The following is a 23,972-nucleotide window of genomic DNA, read 5'->3' as shown; positions in this document are numbered from 1 at the left end:
GATTTCTATTTTAGTTAAATTTTGTTTATACATTTAGAGGTGGGAGGATTCGGAGCTTTTCCTCTTTCTCTAGCATTTCAGAGTTAAGTATAATTTTATTTTTACTTAAATAGAAAATTTTTAAAATAAGGTTAAAGCAGATTTTTAATCAGAGGGGGGCCGAGGGTGAGTGGCGAGATTGTTGAAGGCTCCGCTGTCGAGGTCGAGCCCAGCTACTCCGTTCCGCGGCCCCCCTCCCGTCCGAAGCCCCTTTATCCCCAACCCTCGTGCGGAGGCGACCTCTTTTTTGAGGGGCGGGCCGCCTCCGCGCCCCCCCTCTGTACCTGGGAGGCGCTGAGGAGAAGCCTCTCCCTCCTCCTCACCCTCTTCCTCCTCACCTCCTCCGTTCCCGTTTTTCCCGTGGCCGCTTCTCCCTCCTCTCCCCTTCCCTCCATCTCCTATCCCCTCTTCGAGAACACGGAGAACGCGGGGGGCGTGGTGAGGCTCCTCCCGGGGTGCACGCAGGGGTCCTTCGTCTCGGAGATCTTCGACGCGGGGAGGGTGGTGAGGTGGAGCCTCCTGACCTGGGAGGAGAACGAGCCCTCCATGCCTGGGACGGGGACCCAGGGCGCTGGGGGTTCGGCGGAGGGCCAGTCCCTCGAGGTGAGCCCCGCCGGGAGCACCGTCGAGAACGCTTCTTCCCCGAGCGAAGGGGTGGCGGAGGGATGGACGGAGAACCCTGAAAACTCGGAGGGACTGGGCCAGCTCCAGGAGGCACAGGAAAATGGTTTCGAAAATGGGAGTGCAGCTGAAAACGGAGAAGGAGTACAGGAGGCCCCCCCGGAGAATGAAAGTCCGATCCCGGCAGAGAATCAAGAAGTTGTAGGAGAAAGTCTCGAGAACGGGGGTGTTGTCGAAAACGAGGGGACCCAGGAGGACCAGAACCAAGGAACGGGGGTTCAGGAAAATCTAGAGCCCCAGACCGAAGAAGAGACCCCATCAGATCAGGGAACCGTGGAGGGTCGGGATATTATCCCCGTCCCTTCCGAGAACGAGGGTTCACGGGAAGGGATGGAGGAGAACGCAGGGGGCCAGGAGCAGGTTCCGGCGGGGGGCGCGGGCACCCCGGCCCTCTCGCGGGTGGACCTGCAGGTAAGGGTGAGCACCGACGGGGAGAGCTGGAGCGAGTGGATGGGTCCCGATGGTACCCCCAACACCTTCTTCACCTCACCCCCCGTCGATCTTTCCTTCCTCCCGCCCTCTAGGTACCTGCAGGTCAGGGTCTTCCTGAGAAGCGAGGATCCAAGGCTGAGCGGGGAAAATGGACCCAAGGTCTGGGGGATAAGGGCCGAACCCAGGCACGGCCGGAAGGCGGTCGTGGGCAGGATGAGGGCAGGGGAGAAGAAAAGGGCGGACTTCGGAGGACAGGGCCTCCTGCTCAGGGCCGTGAGCCTGAGGGCCGCTAGGGATCTGGAGGGGGTGGAGGTCTACGTGAGCCCCGGAAAGCCGGAGGAGGTCCCCCCGCTGGAGGGTAAGAGGGTCCTGGCTTATGTGGAGATCTCCCCCTCCGTCGCCAGGGAGGACCTGGAGGAGGCGGAGATAGAATTTGCCGTTCCGAAGGGATGGCTGAGGGGCTCCAACCCCTCGGGTAGCAGGGCCGTCCTCTTCCACTACGGGGAGCCTGGATGGGAGGAGCTGCCCACGGTGGAGGTGGGTGAGGAGAGTGGGGAGATCCTCTTCCTGGCTAGGACCCCGGGCTTCTCCACCTTCGCCTTCGTGGACAACACGAACGAGGAGTTCTCCTTGGGAACCCACGAGAACACGGAGAACGTGGGGGATGTGGTGAGGCTGATCTACGGGTACACGCAGGGAAGGTTTACCTCCAGGGTCTTCGACGCGGGAGGGGTGGCCCAGTGGGACAACCTAGTCTGGAGCTTCACGGAACCTCAGGGGGGTGCCACAAATATAGCCTACGTTGGGGCCGAGCCAGACACCCTCAAGGACGGGAGCGCAAGGGTTGGGACACAGTGGCAGGGGACCTACGAGAACACACGGAATCCGGATGATGGATCCTACGAGAACCTGAGCGAGACTGGGGCGGCAGGTGGCGTCACTTATACTGTGATGGAGAGTCCGGAGAACGAAACAGTAGTTGCGGGCGGGACCATCGACACGGAAAATGCCATGGAGGTCGCGGACACCACGGAGGCAGGGGGAAGCAATTACGAGAACATATATGAGAACTCATACAGCGCCACTGCCTACACCTACGCTCAGTATTACGAAAACCGCAGGGGCAGGATAGAGAACTTCTCTTACCAGCAGCAGGAGGCTGAAGGGTATGCCACCTACATCGAGGGCGGAATACAGATATTTGAGCAGCCGAAAGCCGTGGCAGTCTATTCCACCGGTACCGAGGTTCCTGGGGTGAAGGAATGGAACGGGTCGGAATGGGTAGCCATGCCCACTCCTCCGGCAGCCCCCGGAGTAGTTCAATGGGTTAGGCTTGAGTCCGCCAGAACCCGCAATGAAATGATTCTGGGGGTATACGACGACTCGGGATATATCTCCTTCTATGTGTATGACGGGACAACCGGGAGCTGGAGCGCTCCCCTGACGGTATCCTCCACTACTTGGGCGACGACGTCCAAGAGGCCCTTCGATATTGCCTATGAGAACGGAAATGACAGAGCCCTTGTGGTATATAACTTGGACGATACTGCGGGAGTCTTCGCCTACAGACTATGGGATGGGAGCAGCTGGTCCTCTGAGGCGACGGTCAGCGTGCCTCTGACGGGCTACCCAGTTTGGATAGAGCTTGCTCCAAATCCCCTCCCCGATAACAACGACATAGCCATGATCATGGTGGACAGTAACGCGAATGTCTACGGGATGGTATGGAGGGGGGATCTAAACATGTGGGACAATCTCGGCAGCGGTGCGAGTTGGGCTACCGCCGCCGCTACAAGTGGTAATAGGGTGGAGGTGGCTTACGAGAGCCTCTCTGGTCGTGCCATCTTTGTTTGGGCTTCGAGTGCGGTTAACGGTATTAGCTACAGAATTTGGGATGGGACCTCTCTCTCGGCCATTACCACCAACGATTACTCGGCCCAGTTCGGTGGAGCTGCTCAGTGGCTTGAGCTCGTGGCGCATCCATCCGACAATAAGATGATTCTGGTGAGCCAAGATGCCGGTGCCGATCTGAACACTATCAGATGGGACGGAGTCGGTACTTGGACTCTAGACGCTGAGCATGACGCGGCGACTGAGGCTGGAACAGATTACAATGCCGCTCTAACTTATCTGTTTTCCCCCCCTGGCTATGCCTGGCTTTTGTGGGGTGATGGAGCAACTATTTCGCGGAAGCAGTGGAATGGTTCTGCTTGGAGCGCTGCAACTACCGCTGGTGATGACACGGCGAGAATCGTGCTCAAGACCCACTGGTATAATAACTACATACTCGGGATAGTTCTGGCCGATGACGGTGCCGCTCCAGCGTACGACGGGATCTTCCCCATTTGGTCCACGAATAGCGGCTCGACCTGGAACAACCTCAGCGCAACCCCATCAATCCGGTTTGTGGTTAGCGAGCTCCCGCCTAATCCCGTTCACGGAAGGGCGGACCTCAGCTGCAGGCGCCACTGGCCGACCCTTTACGGGCTGGAGGTATATGAGAATGTAGATAACATTCCCCTAGCAGAAAATTACTTTTTGGAGATTTATTACAAGCTCAGCAACACCCTCGACAAATTCCACGTGGAGGTTGAGAATTCCCAGAGCCCTGGAACTTGGGTGAGGCTGGGGGACCTCACGAAGGATGTTTGGACTGTTTTTAGCGTTCAGTTGCATCCCGATTTCCTCTTCGGAGGAGAGAACGTGCACGTAAGAATAGTAGACAATGATAACACTAAAGAGAGCATCACAAAGATCTACGTTGACTACATCGGGGTGCGCGGGGTAAAGCCCGGCTACAACCTTGAGGTCATCCATACATTGATGGCTCCGACCGGAAGGGCATCATACACGCTGGAAGTCGCGTACTACCTCACCGGCGACGACGAAAATATTGAGGTTTATCTCTGGGACTTCGATGTCGGGGAGTGGGACTATGTCGGCCTCCTTGATTCGAAGACCCCAACCCAGTGGTCTTACGAGCTCACCGGCACCCCCTACATCCTCGGTACAGGAAAGGTGAGGGTCAGATACGTCCAGACCGACATCCCGACCCAGTTCGACACGGTGAGCACATCCTTCATGCTCAACTATACAAGGGTCAAATCCACAACCGCCGCCGGTCAGTCCCTGAACTGGCAGTACACCATAACCGGGATCACCACGGGCTATGAGAACTACGACCTGAAAATCAGAGGGTACACCTACAATGATTTGGAGTACATCTGGATCGACGTGTGGAACGTGGCCTCCAGCAGCTGGCAGTGCACAGAGTACTACATGCCCAGGAAGGCCCCCTCCACCATCACCTTCCGCCTCTCCCCCATCGAGAACTATCTGGACGGCGACAGCGTGCACATCAGGTTCAGGGACGACAGCCCGAGCGACGCTACTCCCACTTACCTCATCCTGGACATGGTCAGGATAGAGGAGGCCTTCTGGGCGACCTCCGACGTGAAGTTGCAGGTGAGGGTGAGCGGGGACAACCTTAACTGGACGGATTGGATGGGGCCGGACGGGACCTCCTCCACCTACTTCGAGGCCGCCGCCACCACCATGGAGAACATCCCAGACAACCGCTACATCCAGTACAGGATCTACTTCTCCTCCCAGCATGCCATCCTCACGGGAGAGAACGGCCCCAAGGTGGACTGGGTACGTTTCAACGTCTCCACCCTCCCCAACCTGATCTACCCCACCGACGGGCTCAACCTCAACAACGCGCAGCCCACCTTCCAGTGGGAGAGCGTGGCGGCGGACAACTACCGCATCCAGATCGCCACCGACTACTTCTTCAACAACGTGGTGGTGGACAACAGCGCCATCCCCGGCACCGAGAACGCCTGGACCCCGCCCACCCCGCTCGACGATGGCCTGTACTACTGGAGGATTCAGAGGTACTTCAACAACTCCTGGTACGCCTGGACCTCCCCCTGGAGCTTCCGCATCGACACCCTCCCACCTGGTCCACCCACGCTCGTCTCACCCGCGGACGGGGCGGTCCTGAACACCAGCACGCCCCTCCTGGACTGGGAGCCTCCGGCCGAGAACTCCTATCCCCTCCTCTACCAGGTGTGGATAGCCTACGATTCCTCCTTCCTGAGCTCCGTGCCCGGATATCCCACGGACTGGATCACCACCGACAACTACCAAATCCCCTCCGCCCTTTCCGACAACACCTACTACTGGAAGGTCAGGGCCAAGGACAATGCGGGTAATGTAGGGTCCTGGCCCACCACTTACCGGAGCTTCCGCATCGATACTGTTCCGCCCGCCGTGCCCCAGCCCTCCTGGCCGGCCACCGGGGCCTGGGTGGCCGCCCTCCCCAACCTCGACTGGGCAGCCGTCACACTGGACAACGCGGGCAACACGGAGCTATCCACTCCCGTGTTCTACGAGATCAGGGTCTCGCAGGACCCGAGCTTCCAGACCGGGGTCTATTCCTCGGGATGGATCACGGACGACAACTGGGTGGCCCTTCCCTGCTACGAGAACAACACCGTCTGGTACTGGCAGGTCAGGGCCAGGGACAACGCTGGAACCGGAAACGTGAGCGACTGGAGCGGGAGCAGGAGCTTCCGCATCGACAACGAGTGCCCGCAGGTCCAGCTTTACTGGCCGGAAAATGGTGTAACCTTCACCGACCAGCTCTCCCTGGTCCTCCAATGGTATACCACCGTGGATGGAGGTTCCGGGCTCGCGAACTACAGGATCCAGATAGATGATGCCCCCGATTTCCTCTCCCCCCTAGTGAACACCCTTCTCCCGCCCACCGAGAACTCCTATTCCTACAACTTCCTGGGGATAGGGACCTACTACTGGAGGGTCAGGGCCATAGACGCGGTGGGGAACGAGGGTCCCTGGTCAGAGACCCGCTCCCTCATCCTCAGGTGCTGGTTCGTCCTCGAGGGATGGATTACCTCTTCGGGGGCCCCCATCACGGGATGGAGGGAGCTAGAGGCCTGGACGGCGGGGGCCTACACCACGGTGGAGTGGCGCATCTTGGAGAAATGGCAGGCCACTGCTTCCGCCCCCGTTCCCGCCCCGCGGCTTCTCTCCCCCGAGAACGGCAGGAACCTCAATACACGCCAGCCCACCCTCACCTGGGAGAACCTCCAGCCAGCCGACTCCTTCTGGATCTGGGTGGACAACGATCCCGACTTCAGCTCCCCCTGCGTGAGCAAGCCCAAGACCGTTCCCAACTACAACCCTGCCGAGGACCTGCTGGAGCTGGCGGATGGTCTGTACTACTGGCGCGTCCGCATGACGAGGAGCGGGGTGGACTCCGAGAACTCCGAGACTTGGCAGTTCCGCGTGGATCTGACCAGGCCGGCCTCCCCCGTGGTGCTCTCCCCCCTGCAGGGGGAGAACCTGGGAACGAGCACCCCCACCATAAGGTGGGAAAATGTGACCAAGCAGTACGACGGTTCGCCCGAGTACTCTCTCCCCCTGCTTTACCAGGTGATCGTGGACAACGATCCCGACTTCTCCTCCCCCGAGCACGTCTCCGCCTGGATTCCCGAGAACCAGTACACCCTCCCCTCCCTCCCCGACAATCTCTACCGCGTGAGGGTGAGGGCCAGGGACAACGCGGGGAACGTGGGCGACAACACGGAAGTGGTCTTCCGCATCGACACCACGCCTCCCCCCGTCCCCGTTCCCGTCTGGCCCAGGGACGACGCCTGGACGAGGACCACCCCCAACCTTACCTGGCAGGCGGTGGAGGACAACTCACGTCCCGTGAGATATCATGTCCAAATCGCGACCGAGAACTGGAGCGACTTCACCATCGTGGTCCAGGAGAACCAGCTCTACGGGGAGAACTGGACGGTCCCACCGCTAACGCAGGGTTACTACTACTGGCGCATAAGGGCCATAGACAACGCCGGGAACCCCAGCGCCTTCTGTTCCGCGGTGGGCTTCAGGGTGGATGCCACCCCACCCCCGCAGGTCCAGCTCTCCTCCCCCGAAAACCAGCAGGCCTTCGAAAACGGTACGGTGGTGGTATTCGTTTGGCAGACCGCCGTGGACACACCCTCGGGAACGGAGAACTACTGGATCCAGATAGCCACCGATCCCTCCTTCACTTCCCTCCTAGTGGACGAGAACCAGCCCTACCCCGACAACGACTACCAGTACATCTTCCCAGCCCTGGGGACCTACTACTGGCGCGTCAAGGCAGTGGACAAGGCTGGGAACGAGGGTCCCTGGTCCGAGGTCAGAAGCGTGAGAACGGCCACATGGAGGACGCTGGAGGGATGGAGTGCTTCCTTGGGCTCCGTGCCGGTGGTGTGGCAGGAAGTGGAGGGGTGGTGGGTCACGGTGAGCTCGGTTCCCGTGAGCTGGAGGGAGGTCGAGGGATGGGCCCTCCTCTTTAGCGCTCCAGCCAGCTGGCGCATGATCGAGGGTTGGACAGGAACCGTTTCCTCCGTTCCCGTGATCTGGTACCCGCTGGACAGTTTGACCTCCACGGTCTCCTCCGTCCCCCTCTTCTGGTACTCCCTGGACTCCTGGACAGGAACCGTTTCCTCCGTTCCCGTGATCTGGTGTTCATTGGACTCCTGGACCGCGGTTGTTCCTTCCCCGGCGCGGTGGGGCGCGGTGGAGAGCTGGTCGACGGTGGTAGTTGCCCCGGCCGGATGGTACGGGATGGAGAGCTGGACGGGAACCGTGGATGCCCCCGTTCCGGCGCCCCGTTTGCTGACCCCACCCAACGGCATCAACACCCCCAATGCCTCCCCAACCTTCAGCTGGGAGAACGTGCAGCCCGCAGACACCTTTGACCTGGAGGTCGACAACGACAACGACTGGTCCGAGGTATACAGACCCGCCTATGGGCTCGTCTCCCCGAACAAGACCTTCCTCACATCCTTCCCGGATGGCCTCTACTACTGGAGGGTGAGACAGAAGAGAACGGGTGCCACCGGTCCATGGTCGGAGATCTGGACCTTCAGGGTTGATACCCAGGCCCCCGCGGCCCCGATCCTCCTGGCTCCTAGGAACGGGGAGAACCTGAACGATTCCACGCCCCTCCTCGACTGGGAGCCCGTGACCACGGAGGTGGACGGAACCCCGGAGGAAGCCACTCCCGTCACCTATGAGGTTCAGGTTGCCACAGATGTCAACTTCGACCAGGTGATCTGGAGCGACAACGGGTTCACGGAGGATTACAGGGAAGTCCCCATCATCCTGCCGGACAACGTCTATTACTGGAGGGTGAGGGCCTGGGATAACGCGGGAAACGTCGGGGCCTGGTCGGTCAGCTCCTTCAGGCTGGACACCGTTCCCCCGCCCGCCCCCATCCTCGACTACCCGACGGGAGGAGTCTGGACCAACGGGGCCCCCAACCTCCGCTGGTACCTCCCCGTCCAGGAGAATTCCCTCCCCCTCAGGTACCACATCCAGATTCAGATCTCAGGGGCGGCATACGGTTCCACGAGGGACCTCTGGGTGACCGGCGACGAGAATGAGAACTGGGTGGTGGATCCACCCATCATCACGGAGGACTACTACACTTGGAGGGTACGGGCGGTGGACAACGCAGGGAACGCGGGGCCGTGGTCTGACCTAGCCACCTTCGGGGTGGACAGGACCCCGCCCAACCAGGTCCAACTTTACCTGCCGGAGAACAATTCCTGCTTCACCGACAACCTGTCTCCCATCCTCAGGTGGTACACGGGCTCGGACCCGAGTCCGGGTTCGGGAGTGGCTAGGTACAGGATCCAGGTCTCGACCACTCCCGACTTCTCCATCACCGTTTACGAAAACTCCTTCGTCACCGAGAACTCCCATACGGTCATCCTTCCCACCTTCGGCCTGTACTTCTGGAGGGTCTGCGCCATCGACGCCGTGGGATGGGAGGGGCCTTGGTCCCAGGTCCGCAACTTCTACGCGGGTACCTGGCGTGTCCTCGAGGGATGGACCCTTGGTGTCCCGACCCAGTTGATGGGATGGATGAGCCTGGAGGAGTGGACTGGACACACATACGCCCCCGCTCACTGGCTTTCTTTGGACTCCTGGACCCCCACCGTCTCTTCAGTCCCCGTGGTCTGGCATCCGCTGGAGGTCTGGGCAGCCTGGACCGCAGCCCCGGCGGTCTGGTACGGAATGGAGGAATGGACCTCGCGGGTCGACGCCCCCGTTAGCTGGCTTGTGCTGGAAGTCTGGAGTTGTGTTTTCCCGACCAGGGTAGAATGGTATGCGCTGGAGGGATGGCTGGACACGGTTTCGGCCCCCGTTCCATCCCCAAGGCTGCTCTTACCTCCCGACAAGTCCGGACAAGCGGATAGGGTGGTCAATTTCTCTTGGGACAACGTTTTGCCGGCCGATTACTACAACCTCCAGATAGACTATGAGAACACCTTTGCGGAACCTTTCCTCCTCGACACGACCACTGCCAGTAAAAGTTACACCTACGAGCTGCCCGGGACCGGTACCTACTACTGGAGGGTGAAACAGTACAGGGACAGCGACGGCGCGGGCCCGTTCCCCGGTGCCTGGTCGGAATGGTCTGCCATCTGGAGCGTGTCCGTCGACATAACCCAGCCCCTCCCACCCGTACTCGTCTCCCCCAAGAACAATGAGAACCTCAACGACAACACACCCTTACTCGATTGGGAACCTGTGGAAGAGAACTCTTATCCGGTGGCCTACTACGTTCTCGTATACGACGCCATAACGCTGGACCAGGTAAGGAACGCCATCCTCTACGACTACGGGAGTGGTGAGAACACCCAGTGGGAAATCGTCCCACCCCTGCCCGACGGAAGGTACTACTGGAAGGTCTACGCGGTCGACAACGCCGGGAACTCCAGCGATGCGAGCGCCATATGGTACTTCAGGGTGGACACCCTCCCACCCGCTGAGCCGATTCTCTCTTCCCCACCCGACAACCACAAAGAGAACAGGACCGAGGTGCAGCTTTCCTGGAATGCCGTGGAGGAGAACTCCAGACCAGTACTCTACTACGTTTCCATCAGCGACACTCCAAGCTTCTCTTATGAAAATCTGGGTTCGGGCTGGATCGAGAACACGAGCTGGACCGCAACTCTCACCGAAGGTGCCTGGTACTGGAGGGTCAAGGCAAGGGATAATGCGGGGAACGAGGGATCTTGGTCTGAAAACAGGAGGCTGGTGATCGACCTCACGCCACCAGCCGCCCCCGTCCTCATCCTTCCTCCCCATGAGGTAAAGACGAACGATAACACCGTCAACTTCGAATGGGAGCCGGTTGAGAATGAAGTGGATGGGAGCGTGGAGGATTCCCTGCCCCTCACCTACCGTGTTTCCATCTCCGACGATCCAGGTTTCGGTCATGAGAATTACACCTCGGGATGGATGGAGGCGACCAGCTGGGAGAGCTTCCCCATACCCGACGGAATCTGGTACTGGAGGGTCTGCGCAAGGGACAACGCGGGGAACATCGGTCCCTGGTCCGAGAACCGGAAGATGACCATAGACACTTCCCGCCCAACCACCCCGGTTCCGGTTTCCCCGCAAAACTTCGAGAACCTGAACAACATCACCCCCACGCTCCGTTGGGAGAATGCCTTCGACCTCACCACCGTGGTTTACAAGGTCTGGGTGGCGACGGACAACCAGTTCACCCAGGTGGTGAGGGAGAGCGGCTGGATATACGAGAACTTCTGGACGGTCACCCCCTCCCTGCCGGACGGTCTGTACTACTGGAGGGTCTGCGCCAGGGACGAGTTCTACAACTACAGCGACAACTCCATGGTCTTCGCCTTCAGGGTGGACACCCTTCCCCCAGCTCCCCCCGTGCCCCTGTGGCCCGTGGGGATAAAGATAAACGACAACTCCCCCAACTTCCGCTGGCAGGCACCTCCCGAGAACTCCTATCCTCTGAAATACAGGGTGCAACTCAAGAACATCCTGCACCTGGTTCTCTGGACGAGTGGTTGGGTCGAGGAAGAGAATTGCAAGTATCCGGACCAAAGATCGGATGATGAGTATTACTGGTGCGTACAGGCCCAGGACGACGCCGGTAACATAGGGAACTTCTGCGAAGACATCTGGTTCAGGATAGACACCAAGCGTCCGTCCCCACCCGTTCCGCTCTCACCCGTACAGGGAGAGAACCTCAACGACAACACGCCCTCCTTCACCTGGGAGGAAGTGACCACCGATGAGACGGGAGGGGCGGAGATGTCGCCCCCCTTGCTCTACAGGATCTGGGTGGCCCGCGATGCTTCCTTCCTCTCCATAGTTGCGGACTCGGGTTGGTTTGGGGGAACTTCTTGGACCGCACCGGAGCTGGAGGATGGCGTGTACTACTGGAGGGTCTGCACTAGGGACAACGCTGGGAACGTGGGGGAGAACAGCCAGACGCGCTGGTTCAGGGTTGACACGCTGCCACCCGAGAACGTTTTCTTGATCTGGCCGGAGAACGGAGCCCATGTGCTCGCCCAGCCCCCGTTGGAGTGGAATCCCGCCGTGGACAATTCCCTGCCCGTCACCTACAGGGTGCTCATCAACAGGGTGGGACTGGAGGAGAACTACAGGGATTCGGGCTGGATCCTCGCCAATAATTGGAGTGTTTCGCCGCCTCTGTCGGACAACGACTATGAGTGGAGGGTCATCGCTAGGGACAACGCTGGGAACCTCTTTGAAACCCCGAGGAGGTGGTTCAGGGTCGAGACCCAGCCCCCGGCCCCGCCCGTCCTCTACACACCACCGAGCGGGGAGAACACCTCTGATAACACACCCTTCCTGAGCTGGGAGAACGTCTGGGATGTTTCCAGGCCCGTGATGTTCTACGTCTGGGTGGCGACGGACAACCAGTTCACCCAGGTGGTGAGGGAGAGCGGCTGGATATACGAGAACTTCTGGACGGTCACCCCCTCCCTGCCGGACGGTCTGTATTACTGGAGGGTCTGCGCCAGGGACAATGTGGGGAACATCGGTGACAACTCCGAGACCAGGAAGTTCAGGGTCGATACCCTTGCTCCTCCCGCACCCCAGCCGTTCCTGCCTGAGAACATGGGCACGACGGGCAGTCAGGTCACCTTCGAATGGATGCCAGTGGAGGACAACTCCGGTGTGATCTACCACCTCCAGCTCTTCACCTATCCCGATGAGGCGCACCTCGTGTACGAGAACGACAACCTGTGGGAGAACTCCCATACCTGCACCCTGTCCGAAGAGGTTTACCTCTGGAGGGTGAGGGCCAGGGACACGGCCGGGAACGTGGGTGAGTGGTCGGGCTTCTTCGTCTTCGCGGTGGAGAGATGGGTCAGGCTGGTTTCGCCTGAGGATGGATTCAAGACCAACGAAAACACCCCGACCCTCAGGTGGGTCTCGAGACTCTTGGCGGAGAAGTACGAAGTCTGGGTGGACAACGACCCCAACTTCGGCTCCCCGGAGGTGAAGGAGAACACCCTTGAAAACTCCTTCACCGTTCCGCAGCCAGGCTTGGGTGACGAGAACTACTTCTGGAAGGTCAGGATGTACGTCTGGGGTACCCCCTCACCCTTCTCGGAGGTGAGAACCCTGTTGGTGGATACGGTGGTTCCGGCCACGACCCTCAGCCAGCCCGTCGATGGATACCGGACGAGGGAAAATCTGGTTACCTTCAGATGGGCTTCGGTGAGCGATCTCTCCCGTTCCCCCACGGGAGAGAATGCGGGGATAAGGTACTACGAGCTCTGGGTGGACAACGATTCCGACTTCTCCTCACCCTTCCACCAGGAGAACCTGACCCTGTTGGAGAGGACCCTCCAGCTACCCGACGAGAACTGGTTCTGGAAGGTCAGGGTGTGGGATGAGGCCGGGAACTTTGCGGATTCGATCGTGCGCTCCCTCCTCGTGGACACCGTACCTCCAGAAGTCCCGGAAACCTCACCTCAGCACCTCATGAAGACCAACGATAACACCCCCACGCTTAGCTGGTCCTCGGTCCGGGACCGTTCCAACTCCCCCACGGGTGAAGTCGCGGGGGTTAGGTACTACGAGCTCTGGGTGGACAACGATCCAGACTTCAGCTCTCCCCTCCTCGTCGAGAACCTGACCGAGAACTCCTATACCTTCACCTTCGAGCTGGGCGATGAGAACTATCTCTATCGTGTGCGCGTCTGGGACTGGGTTGGCAACGCCAGCGACTTCAGCAGCACCTGGACCTTCCTCGTGGACACCCTTGCTCCAACGGTTCCGCCGAAGGTCGCACCCTCTAACGGCTACATCACTACCAACCTTACCGTGACCCTCACTTGGGGTCCCTCCTCGGACAGCTCCCGCTCCCCCACCGGTGAGAATGCCGGAGTAGCCCATTATGAGCTGATCGTGGACGACGACTTCGTCCCGCCCTACGCCCACTACGATAATTCCCTCACCTCCACCACGAAGAACGTGACGCTTTCCCCAGGGATTTACCGCTGGATCGTGAGGGCCTGGGACTGGGCGGGGAACGTGAGCGAGAACGAGGCCCCCTGGATCCTCATCATAGACACCACCGGACCCTCCACACCCACACCACTCGAGCCCGTAGGAATCAGAACCAACACCACGTTGATTCGCTTCGCTTGGACCGAGGCCACCGACGACTATTCGGGTGTGGATCGTTACCACCTGCAGGTGGACAACGATCCGGACTTCAGCTCCCCAGAATTCGAGGAGGAACCCTCCGCTTCCTATCTCTACCTGGAGATCTCTTCGGATGAGAACTACTTCTGGAGGGTAAGGGCCATAGACCGGGCTGGGAACCAGGGCAGCTGGTCCGAGGTCTCCACTTTCCTGAGGGACACCTGTCCTCCCTCCACCCCTGCTCTCTCCTCTCCCTACCATGGTTATGTTACGGAGAATACTACCCTCACCTTCGAATGGTCCCAGTCCACCGATGCCTCCTATTCCCCCACGGGTGAAGCCGCGGGGGTTAGGTACTACGAAGTCTGGGTGGACAACGATCCCGACTTCAGCTCTCCGGAGGTGAGGGAGAATGTTTCCCATCCGGAGAACTCCTTCTCCGCGGTCCTCCCCGACGGGAACTACTCTTGGAAGGTGAGGGCCTGGGACTGGGCGGGGAACGCTGGAAGCTGGTCCACCACCTGGAGCTTCATCGTGGACACCACTCCACCCGAACGCCCGGTTCTGCTCTCACCCCCCAACGGTTCAAGCACCAACGACAATACCCCCGTCCTGAGCTGGAGCAGACCCTACGACCTGGCTGGGATCTGGAAGTACGAGCTCTGGGTGGACAACGATTCCGACTTCAGCTCCCCGGAGGTAAGAGAAAATGTGTTTGACAACTTCTGGGAGGTCTCGACGGAGTTGCCGGATGAGAACTACTTCTGGAGGGTAAGGGCCTATGACGTGCTGGGCCATGTGGGTGATTGGTCGATATCCTTCTCCCTGATGGTGGACACCGTCCCACCTCCAGCCCCATCCTCCTCCCCCAGCGATGGTTTGATCACCAAGGAGAAGAATCCCACGCTTACTTGGAGCGGCGTGGTGGATCTCTCCCGTTCATCCACGGGCGAGGTTTCCGGGCTCAGGTACTACGAGCTCTGGGTGGACAACGATCCCGACTTCGGCTCTCCCCTCCTCATCCAGTTCACTCCAGACAACGTTTTCGCCCTTGGATCGGATGAGAACTATCCTTCCCTCGGTTTCACGGATGAGAACTGGTTCTATAGGGTGAGGGCCTGGGACTGGGCGGGGAACGCTGGAAGCTGGTCCACCACCTGGAGCTTCATCGTGGATACCACTCCACCTCCCCCACCTGTTCCCATGCTTCCTGAAAATGGTGGAATGAGGAACTCCGCGGCGGTGACCTTTACCTGGAGCGTCCCGGAGGACCTCTCTGGAATAGCTTTCTATACGCTCTTCGTGGACAACGATCCCGACTTCAGCTCCCCCTCCTCCTACACCGCCAGCACGAACTCTAGGATGGTAACTCTTACGGATGAAAGGTATTACTGGAGGGTTAGGGCCACGGATAGGGCGGGGAATGTGGGTGAGAACTCCGTGACCTATTCCTTCCTGCTAGACACCGTTCCTCCGCAGGTCACCACGCTGGACATCCCCGCGAACGGGCTGGTGACCAGGGAGAACCTCCAGACCTTTACTTGGAGCTACGTGATCGACACCTCCAACTCCCCCACGGGTGAAGTCGCGGGGGTGAGGTACTACGAGCTCTGGGTGGACAACGATCCCGACTTCTCTTCCCCCTTCCTGCAGGAGAACCTCACGGAGAACTTCAGGACGTTGGAACTGCCCGACGAGAACTGGTTCTGGAGGGTAAGGGTTTGGGACAACGCAGGCAACTATAGCACCTCTGAGGTAAGGACCCTGCTGGTGGATATCAGACCCCCAGACATACCGAGCCTGCAGGCCCCGGCGAACGGGACCAGAACAAGGGACAACAGGCCGGTGTTCAGGTGGTCGGCGGTTGTGGACAGGTCCTGGTCACCCACCGGTGAGAACGCGGGAGTGAGGTACTACGAGCTCTGGGTGGACAACGATCCCGACTTCAGCTCCCCAGAGGTCTTGGAGAACGTGAGCGATAACAGCTTCCAGCCCTCCTCCTCCCTTCCGGACGAGAATTACTCCTGGAGGGTCAGGGTCTGGGACTGGGCGGGCAACGTGAGCGAATTCAGCAGCACCTGGACCTTCCTGGTGGATACGGTGGCTCCTCCCGCTCCACCGAAGGTGGACGTCTCACCCGACACGGGAGTGGACGATCCTCCCCAGAGGGTGGTGACCAAGGAGAACACCGTGACCTTCTACTGGCAGTCGGTGGAGGACACCTCCAACTCCCCCACGGGAGAGAACGCCGGGGTTAGGTGGTACGAGCTTACCCTGGAGAACGTGGCCACGGGATACAGGATCTCAGAAAATGTGTTCGGGACCAGCCGCACCCTGACGGTTCCTGAGGGAGAGTGGAGGTGGTTGGTGAGGGCCTGGGACTGGGCGGGGAACGTGAGCGAGAACGAGGCCCCCTGGATCCTCATCGTGGACCTCACCCCACCCAGTCCACCGACGCTTTCCTCACCCCACAACAATGCGATCACCAACAACTACAGCATAAGGTTCGACTGGCAGGATGCCTGGGACCTCTACGGCATCCCGGCCGAGGGAGCCTATGTTATCGAGGTGGATAACAGCACGGCCTTCTCCCCGACCTCCCCCTACTACAAGAGCGCCACGGTCTCCCTCTCCGAGCGTACCTTCATCTTTTACGGTGGAGGGGCCCCGCAGGATGAGCGCTACTACTGGAGGGTCAAGGTGAAGGACAACGCGGGCAACGAGTCCGCCTGGTCTGAGGTATGGAGCGTGTTGCTCGACACCCTTCCCCCGGACGTGCCTTCCAAGGCCCTGCCCGAAAACAATGACATCCTGAACGACAACCTCGTGACTTTGGCATGGGGGGACGTGGTGGACAGATCCAGATCACCCTCGGGGGATGTGGCCGGTCTCGCCTGCTACGAGCTCTGGGTGGCAAAGGATAACCTCTTTACCCAGTTGGTGCTGAGGGAGAACCTCACCTCTTCCACCAAGCAGCTGGAGCTGGCGGACAACAGGTACTACTGGAGGGTCAGGGCATGGGACCTGGCCAACAACGCCAGCGACTTCGAGCCACCCTTCACCTTCGTGGTGGACGTGAACCCGCCCCCGGCTCCAGTCCTCCTCTCTCCCGAGAACGGAAGGGTGACGAAGGACAACAGGCCCATCTTCTCCTGGACAAAGGTCTACGATGTGACGGGAGTGACCTACGAGCTCTGGGTGGACAACGACCCGGACTTCGGTTCTCCGGAGATCCTTGAGAACGTGGCGGAGAACTCCTACCAGCCCTCCTCTGGCCTGGGAGACGAATACTACTACTGGAAGGTAAGGGCCTGGGACGGCCTGATGGGAGGGGAGAGAAAGGCTGGGGCCTTCTCAGAGGTCTGGGAGCTGCTGGTGGACACCCTTCCCCCCGACCTGCCGGAGAACTCCCCGTTACACGGCCAGATCGTGGGTGACAGGTTCACCCCCCTGAGCTGGAACCAGGTCAGCGATCGCTCCAACTCCCCCACGGGAGAGGTGGCGGGGCTCTCCCACTACGAGATCCAGGTGGACAACGATCCGGACTTCAGCTCCGTGGACTACTCCGGGACCACGGTGGACAACGTATGGTCCCTGGGAGATCCCGGATATCCCTCGGCGGGCTTCAGGGAAGACAACTTCTACTTCAGGGTCAGGGCCTGGGACAACGCGGGTAATGTTCCTCCGTGGGAATCCTGCACCATCTGGAACTTCGTGGTGGACCTCACCAGACCCTACGGTCCTGCCCTCTATGCGCCCGAGAACAACGCGGCCGAGAACAGGGTGGCGGGGGACTACGTGGTGGTGAACCACGACTGGGAGGACGTGAGGGATGCTTCGGGGATAGACCACTACCAGATCCAGGTCTCTCTGAACCCGCAGTTCACTTCCCTCCTGCCCAGCGAGTACTTCTCCTCCAACCCGGATTACCTGACCTCCTCCGAGGTGACGGTGTTCTACCCGTACGACGGTAGGTACTGGTGGAGGGTGAGGGCCTACGACCGCGCCGCCCCCAACGAGCCGGGTGAGTGGTCACGGGTCTACGAGCTGGTGGTGGACAGGGTGAAGCCCCTCACCCCGCAGCTCTACTCCCCCGAGAACGGGAAGGTCACTTCCGATAACACTCCCTCCTTCGGCTGGGAGAATGTTCCCGACAACACCTCCCAGACCGAGGAAGTAAGCGGCGTGGACCACTTCGTCCTCCAGCTGGATGAGGATGAGGGCTTCTCCTCCCCGCTCACCTTCGAGAACATAAGGGAGAACAGCTTCACCCTCCCGCAGGAGAACTCCCTGTCCGTGGGCACCTGGTACTGGCGTGTCCGCGCCGTGGACAGGGCGGGCAACGCGGGCGACTGGAGTTCACCCTTCAGGCTCAGAATCGAGGACCTGGTACTCACCCTCTTCCTCTCCGACAACGCGGTGAACCCAGGGGAGAGCCTTACGGTCTACGGGAGGGCCAGTTGGCAGCCCGAGAACTCCCCCGTGGTGGGGGAGAACGTGGAGGTGTACTTGGACGACTCTCCGCTGGAGAACCTTCCCACGGATGAGAACGGGGAGTACTCCCTGACCCTCTCCAGCAACGTGCTGGGGCTGCACGTGGTAAGGGTGGCCCTCACCGACAAGGAGGGCACCAGGGAGGAGAACCAGCTCATCTTCAAGGTGGAGACCCTCTCGGTCACGGTTTCCCTGGACGACTACGTGGTGAACCCGGGCCAGCCCCTCACCGTCTCCGGGGAGGTGAGGAGGGTCTGGGAGAACGTTCCGGAGACCTCCGCCACCGTCACGGTGTACGTGGACGGGCAGATAGCCGGGGAGGGAAGCACGGACGAGAACGGGAGGTACAGCATAGGGGTGAGCGCTCCCTCCACCCTCGGACCACACCAGCTCCTCGCTTGGGCGGTCAGCTCCGAGGGGATCAGGGGAGAGAACTCCGCCATCTTCACCGTCAAGACCCTCACCGTCTCCCTCTCCCTCACCGACACGGCGGGGGTCCCAAGGAACGAGGCCAACCCGGGAGAGGCCATGAGGATCTCGGGTGAGGTGAGGCTGAGGCCCGAGGGTTCTCCTGTCATCAACACCACCATCACCCTCCTCCGTGACAACTCCGTCATAGCCGTGGACAACACGGACCTCTTCGGTTCCTACCGCTTCGAGATCTACGCCCCCACCCAGATAGGGGTCTACGAGTACAGGGTGAGGATCACGGCTGCCGAGGGGATCACCGGGGAGAACTTCACCACCCTCTCCGTCAGGAGAATAGACATCTCCATGGAGTACGCGGACGAGGTGGTGAATCCCTCCCAGCCCAACACCGTGAGCGGGAGGGCGGTGTTACAGCCTGGCAACGAGCCCGTGGCCTTCAACAAGGTAACCTTCTCCCTCTTCGACGAGAACGGGAACTGGGCGGGAGGAGGAGAGAACTTCACCGATGCCAACGGCTACTACTCCATCACCTTCCTCTCCCCCTCCCGTATTGGAACCTACTACGGGAAGGCCAGCACCACCGTGGGAGTCTTCTGGAGCGAGAACGTGAAGGAGCTGAGGGTCAAGACGATCAGCCTCTCCCTCACCTTCGATGACAACATCGTCACGCTCGACCAGAACTTCACCATGAGCGGAAAGGCCGTGCTCCTGCCCGACGGGACCCCCGTCAAAAACACGGCGGTGGAGATAAGGGTGGACGGGTTCTACGAGTCCACCGTTTACACCGACGAGAACGGTGACTGGTTCTATCTCTACACCAAGGATGCCCCCGCCCCCTCCAAGCACACCGTGTACGTGCGCCTGCAGAACCCCGATGGAATCGTGGGTGAGAACACCCAGTACTTCGAGCAGAGGATAGTGCAGTTCCAGTGGTTCGGTACCCTCGACTCCCACGGCCAGTTCGACGGCGTGCTCAACCCGGGGGAGAACTTCTACCTTGCCGTGAGGATCCTGGAGAACAACGGTTCCGAACTCTTCCCCGTGACGATGGGAAGTGTGACGGTGAAGGTGGATGGGGCCACCCCCAGCCCGCCCGGTCTCACCCACGTGAGGGATGGGTACTGGAGGACTTACGCTTCCTACACCGCCCCCCAGACACTGGGTACCTATTCCAAGAACCTCGACGTTTCCATCCTCACCGCCAACGGGATAAGCGGGTACGTGTACAACCAGACCGTTCAATACCAGGTGAAGGCCCTCCGCCTGTCCCTGGTGCTGAGCGACTACGTGGTGAATCCGGGTGAGAACGTGACGGCCAGCGGAACCCTCACCCTCCTTCCCGACGGCATCCCGGTGGAGAACGAGAACGTGATCCTGACCTTCCTCGGTACCGAGCGGATCCTCCCAACCTCCCAGACGGGCGGCTACTCCACCGTCCTCACCGCACCCCAGCAGGTGGGCAGGGAGAACGTGAGGGTGAGGGTGACGGACCGCAGGGGGCTGGAGGTCGAGAACCAGGTCGTCCTCACCACCGGAACCCTCTGGATTTCCCTGATACCTCAGGGCGAGGTGGCTCCCGAGGGAGTACCCTTCGGCTTCAGCGGCAGGGCCCTCTCCCTCCCGGATCTCATCCCCGCCTCCCGCATCACCCTCCAGGTCTACGTGCAGGGACAACCCGTGAGAACCGTCCAGACCCTCGACAACGGAGACTACTCCTTCACCCACACCTTCCCCAAGCGCGGTCTGTACCTGGTGGAGGTGAAGGGAACGGACGCGGAGGGCCTGAAGGGGGAGAACTCCAGGGAGATCCTGGCCGGGAGGCCCATCAACCTCAGGGGTGAGGTGAAGAAGCTGGAGGGAATACCCGTGCCCACCACCTTCACCTTCTACGAGGTGGGAACCTCTGAGAAGGCCTTCGAGGTAAGTACCGATGACCAGGGCAGGTACGAGAAGCAGGTGTTCGCCGGGCGCTTCGACCTGGAGGTGAAACTCACCGAGCAGGGCATCACCCTCAGGTACGAGAACCTCAACCTGGACCAGCTCCAGCCCTACGACAACCTGGAGAACCTGGTGAGGGTGGACCTCCCGCCCTCTGCCTTCACCAGCGTGGACGGGACCAGGGCCACCCACCGCTCCGTGGCCGTCCTGCTCCATCCCGTTTTCACGGACAACTTCTCCAGGCTCACCCTCACCTTCGACTTCTCCTCCTACCTGAGTCGGGTGGGTGACGTGTGGTACCTGAGGATGTACAGGGCGGAGGGATGGGACTTCTGGACCAGGGTGAGGAGCGGAACATGGATCAACCAGGGAGGGACCATCGATATCACGAAATACACCCTCACCGCCGAGGACAATTTGCGCTCCCAGGTCGCCTGTTACGTGCTTGCGGAGTACGATCCCTTCGCCACCCAGGTGCTCAGGCTGGAGAACACCATCTCCCAGATGGAGCAGGCCACCAGTGCCCTCACCCAGGCCTCGGGCACCATGTCCAGCGCGGCCGAGAACCTGAAGAGCGTGGTGGACAACATGGCAGCCATCGTCTCCGGCCTGGTCACGCAAGAGAACATGAAGACGCTGGAGAACACCCTGCTGAGCCCGCTCCAGACCATGAGCCAGATCCTGGAGAACCTGATCGCCCTGCAGGGCACCTCGGTGAACCTGATGGAGAACATGATCAATGCCCTCTGGTCGGGCTTCCAGACGGTCTGGCAAGGGATAGAGAACCTCAGGCAGCAGGAGAGCGAGTCTGCCCTCAGGCTCCAGTCCCTGATGGAGAATGCCTTCAGGCTGATGATGGAGAACGTCGCCCCCAGGGAACCCATCACGGTGGATCCCGAGTCCCTCTCCCTGGAGCTCTACCAGGAGGGGACGGCGGACGTGTATCTCACGGTGAAGAACAACGCCTTCATCCCGCTGGACCTCAGGCCGGACTCGACGGGTGAAGTGAAGGACGAGGGCTTCCTCACCTTCAGTCCCACCCTCCTGACCCTCAACCCGGGCGAGAGCGGGAAGATCAAGGTCTCGGTGAAGATTCCGAGGAAGACCCCACCCAAGACCTACACGGGAGAAGTGGTGATCAAGGATGCATACGTGGAGAAGAGCGTACCCGTCACCATCAGGGTCCTGCCAAGCGCCAGGGGTCTCTTCGACCTGAAGGTCACCCCCATGATGAGGACGGTTTCTCCGGGAGGGCTCCTGCCCGTGAAGGTCACGCTGGTCAACATGGGGGAGATGGCTTCGGAGACCCAGCTCTTCCTGGAGCTCCTCACCTCGGCCGGAGTGGTGGTATTGCCCGATGCCACCGGACAGGCAAGGTTGGTGGAGGCGGGTGAAACCTTGGCGGTGGATACAACGCTTATGGTACCCGAAAATGCGGAGGAAGGCTATTACCTCGTGAGGGCGAGGGCCGACTACAGACTCAACGGCGACGTGATCTCGGTGAGCGCCACGGATACCGTGGAGGTGAGGAAGTACCTCAGGGCGGAGCTGAAGATGGTGCCACCCAGCATAGCTCCGGGCAAGACCCTGAGGGTGGGGGTGGAGGTCAAAAACCTTGGCAATTCGCGCATTTCCTCCTCCGTCTCCGTCCAACTGGTGAGCACGGCCGGAGAGATAGTCGCGGAGGTAGCGGAGAACTTGGAGCTGGAGGCGGGAGAGGTCAAGCTGCACACTTTCGAACTCAGGGTACCGGAGAACCTACCTGAAGGAGATTACCTGATAAGGACGGGCGGGAGGTATGTTTGGGCCGGTAAGGAGTTCAAACTCACCCCCGATCAGAGCTTCATGCAGGTGAGGAGGCCTCCCAGGGAGTTGAGGGTCCTGGGCCTGCCCCTGTGGATGCTGGCCCTCCTCCTCCTCTGCATGGTGGGCATGGGGGTGGCGGGAAGGTTCTCCTACAGGTATGTGAAGAAGAGGAGGAGTGCCAAGCGCAGGTTCGAGGCCACCCTCTTCCTGGAGGAGCTTCCCAAGCCAGGTCCAGATGCCATCAAATTGGGTACGCTGGCAGAGGCCAAGCGCGATGCCTATCTCAAGCTCTCCGACCTGAGGATGCACGTCATCACCGCCGGTGCCACCGGGGGTGGAAAGACCATCTCCTCCATGGTCATAGCGGAAGAGGCCCTGAAGCAGGGTAAGAACGTGATCGTCTTCGATCCCACCGCCCAGTGGACGGGCTTCCTCCGCAAGTGCACGGACGAGCGCATGCTTTCCCACTATCCGAAGTTCGGTCTCACGGAAGCCGATGCCAGGAGCTTCCCGGGTGTGGTGAAGCTGATCACGAATCCGAGGCAGAAGATAGACATGAAGGAACTGCTCGGTGAGGAGGCCAGGGGTAAGATCACGGTGTTCGTGATAGAGAGGCTCAAGCCCGGTGACATGGACATCTTCGTGACCAACGTGATTCAGTCCATCTTCGAGTCACAGCCCAGGGAGTATCCGGAGCTGAAGGTGCTCCTGATCTTCGACGAAGTACACAGGCTTCTCCCGAAGTACGGTGGAACGGGGGCCGGTGTCATCCAGCTGGAGAGGGCGGTCAGGGAATTCAGGAAGTGGGGAATAGGGGTGATGCTGGTTTCCCAGACCATAGCCGACTTCTCCGAAACCATCCAGACGAACTGCCGCACCCAGATACAGTTCTGGACGAGGGAGGAGGGAGAGCTCCAGCGCATAGCCATGAAGTACGGTGAGGAGCACGTGAGATCCGTTTCGAGGGCACCCATAGGCTTCGGGATGGTCGTGAACCCAGACTACAACCGCGGCAGACCGTACTACGTGAACTTCAGGCCCATCCTACACTCTCCCTTCAGGCTCTCTCCAGAGGAGCTGGACAAGTACTACGCCGCCGACGACAGGATAGAGAACATCAAGTTCAAGCTGAAGAAACTGGAGGAGAAGGGGGTGGATGTCTTCGACCTGAGGATCGAGCTTGGCCTGGCCCAGCGCAAGCTGGAGGAGGCTTCCTTCGACATGGTGAATGCCTACCTCGATTCCCTGGAGCCCAGGGTGGATGAGCTTTGTGCCAAGCACAAGCTCAAGGGCATCAAGAGGGTAATCGAGCTGGTGCCGGAGGAGGAAATCAAGAGGGCCCAGCTTGCAGCCCTGAGGGAGCGCGAGAGGCAGCTGGCGATGATGAAGAGGCCACCGGAGATCATAGAGGCCTACAAGGAAATCCTGGGTCCGAAGAAGGAAGTGAAGCACGGTGAGGCTGGGAAACCCCTGAAGGAGGAGAAAGAAGAGGAGATGGTTCATCCCGAGGCCAAGGGGGAGAAGCCGGAGGAGCCCGAGGAGAAGGCTAAAGCGGAGGAAAAGAGAAAGAAAAATGGGGGCAAAAATGGTGGCTCCAACAAGAAGAAGGGATGAAG

At 60.2% G+C, this 23,972-nt stretch carries 1 protein-coding gene; it reads left to right on the top strand.

Features of this window, described 5'->3' with window-relative positions; translation table 11 throughout:
* Positions 1–165: 165 nt before the first annotated feature.
* On the top strand, positions 166–23,970 hold the full coding sequence (locus tag QXG22_00430) for a PGF-pre-PGF domain-containing protein (protein MEM0358468.1): 23,805 nt from the start codon (positions 166–168) through the stop codon (positions 23,968–23,970).
* Positions 23,971–23,972 lie beyond the last annotated feature (2 nt).

The organism is Candidatus Hadarchaeales archaeon, from assembly GCA_038736355.1.
Taxonomy (GTDB): Archaea; Hadarchaeota; Hadarchaeia; order Hadarchaeales; family WYZ-LMO6; genus WYZ-LMO6.
Note: the sequence above shows the minus strand (reverse complement) of the source record. Positions and strands in the feature narration are given on the sequence as shown.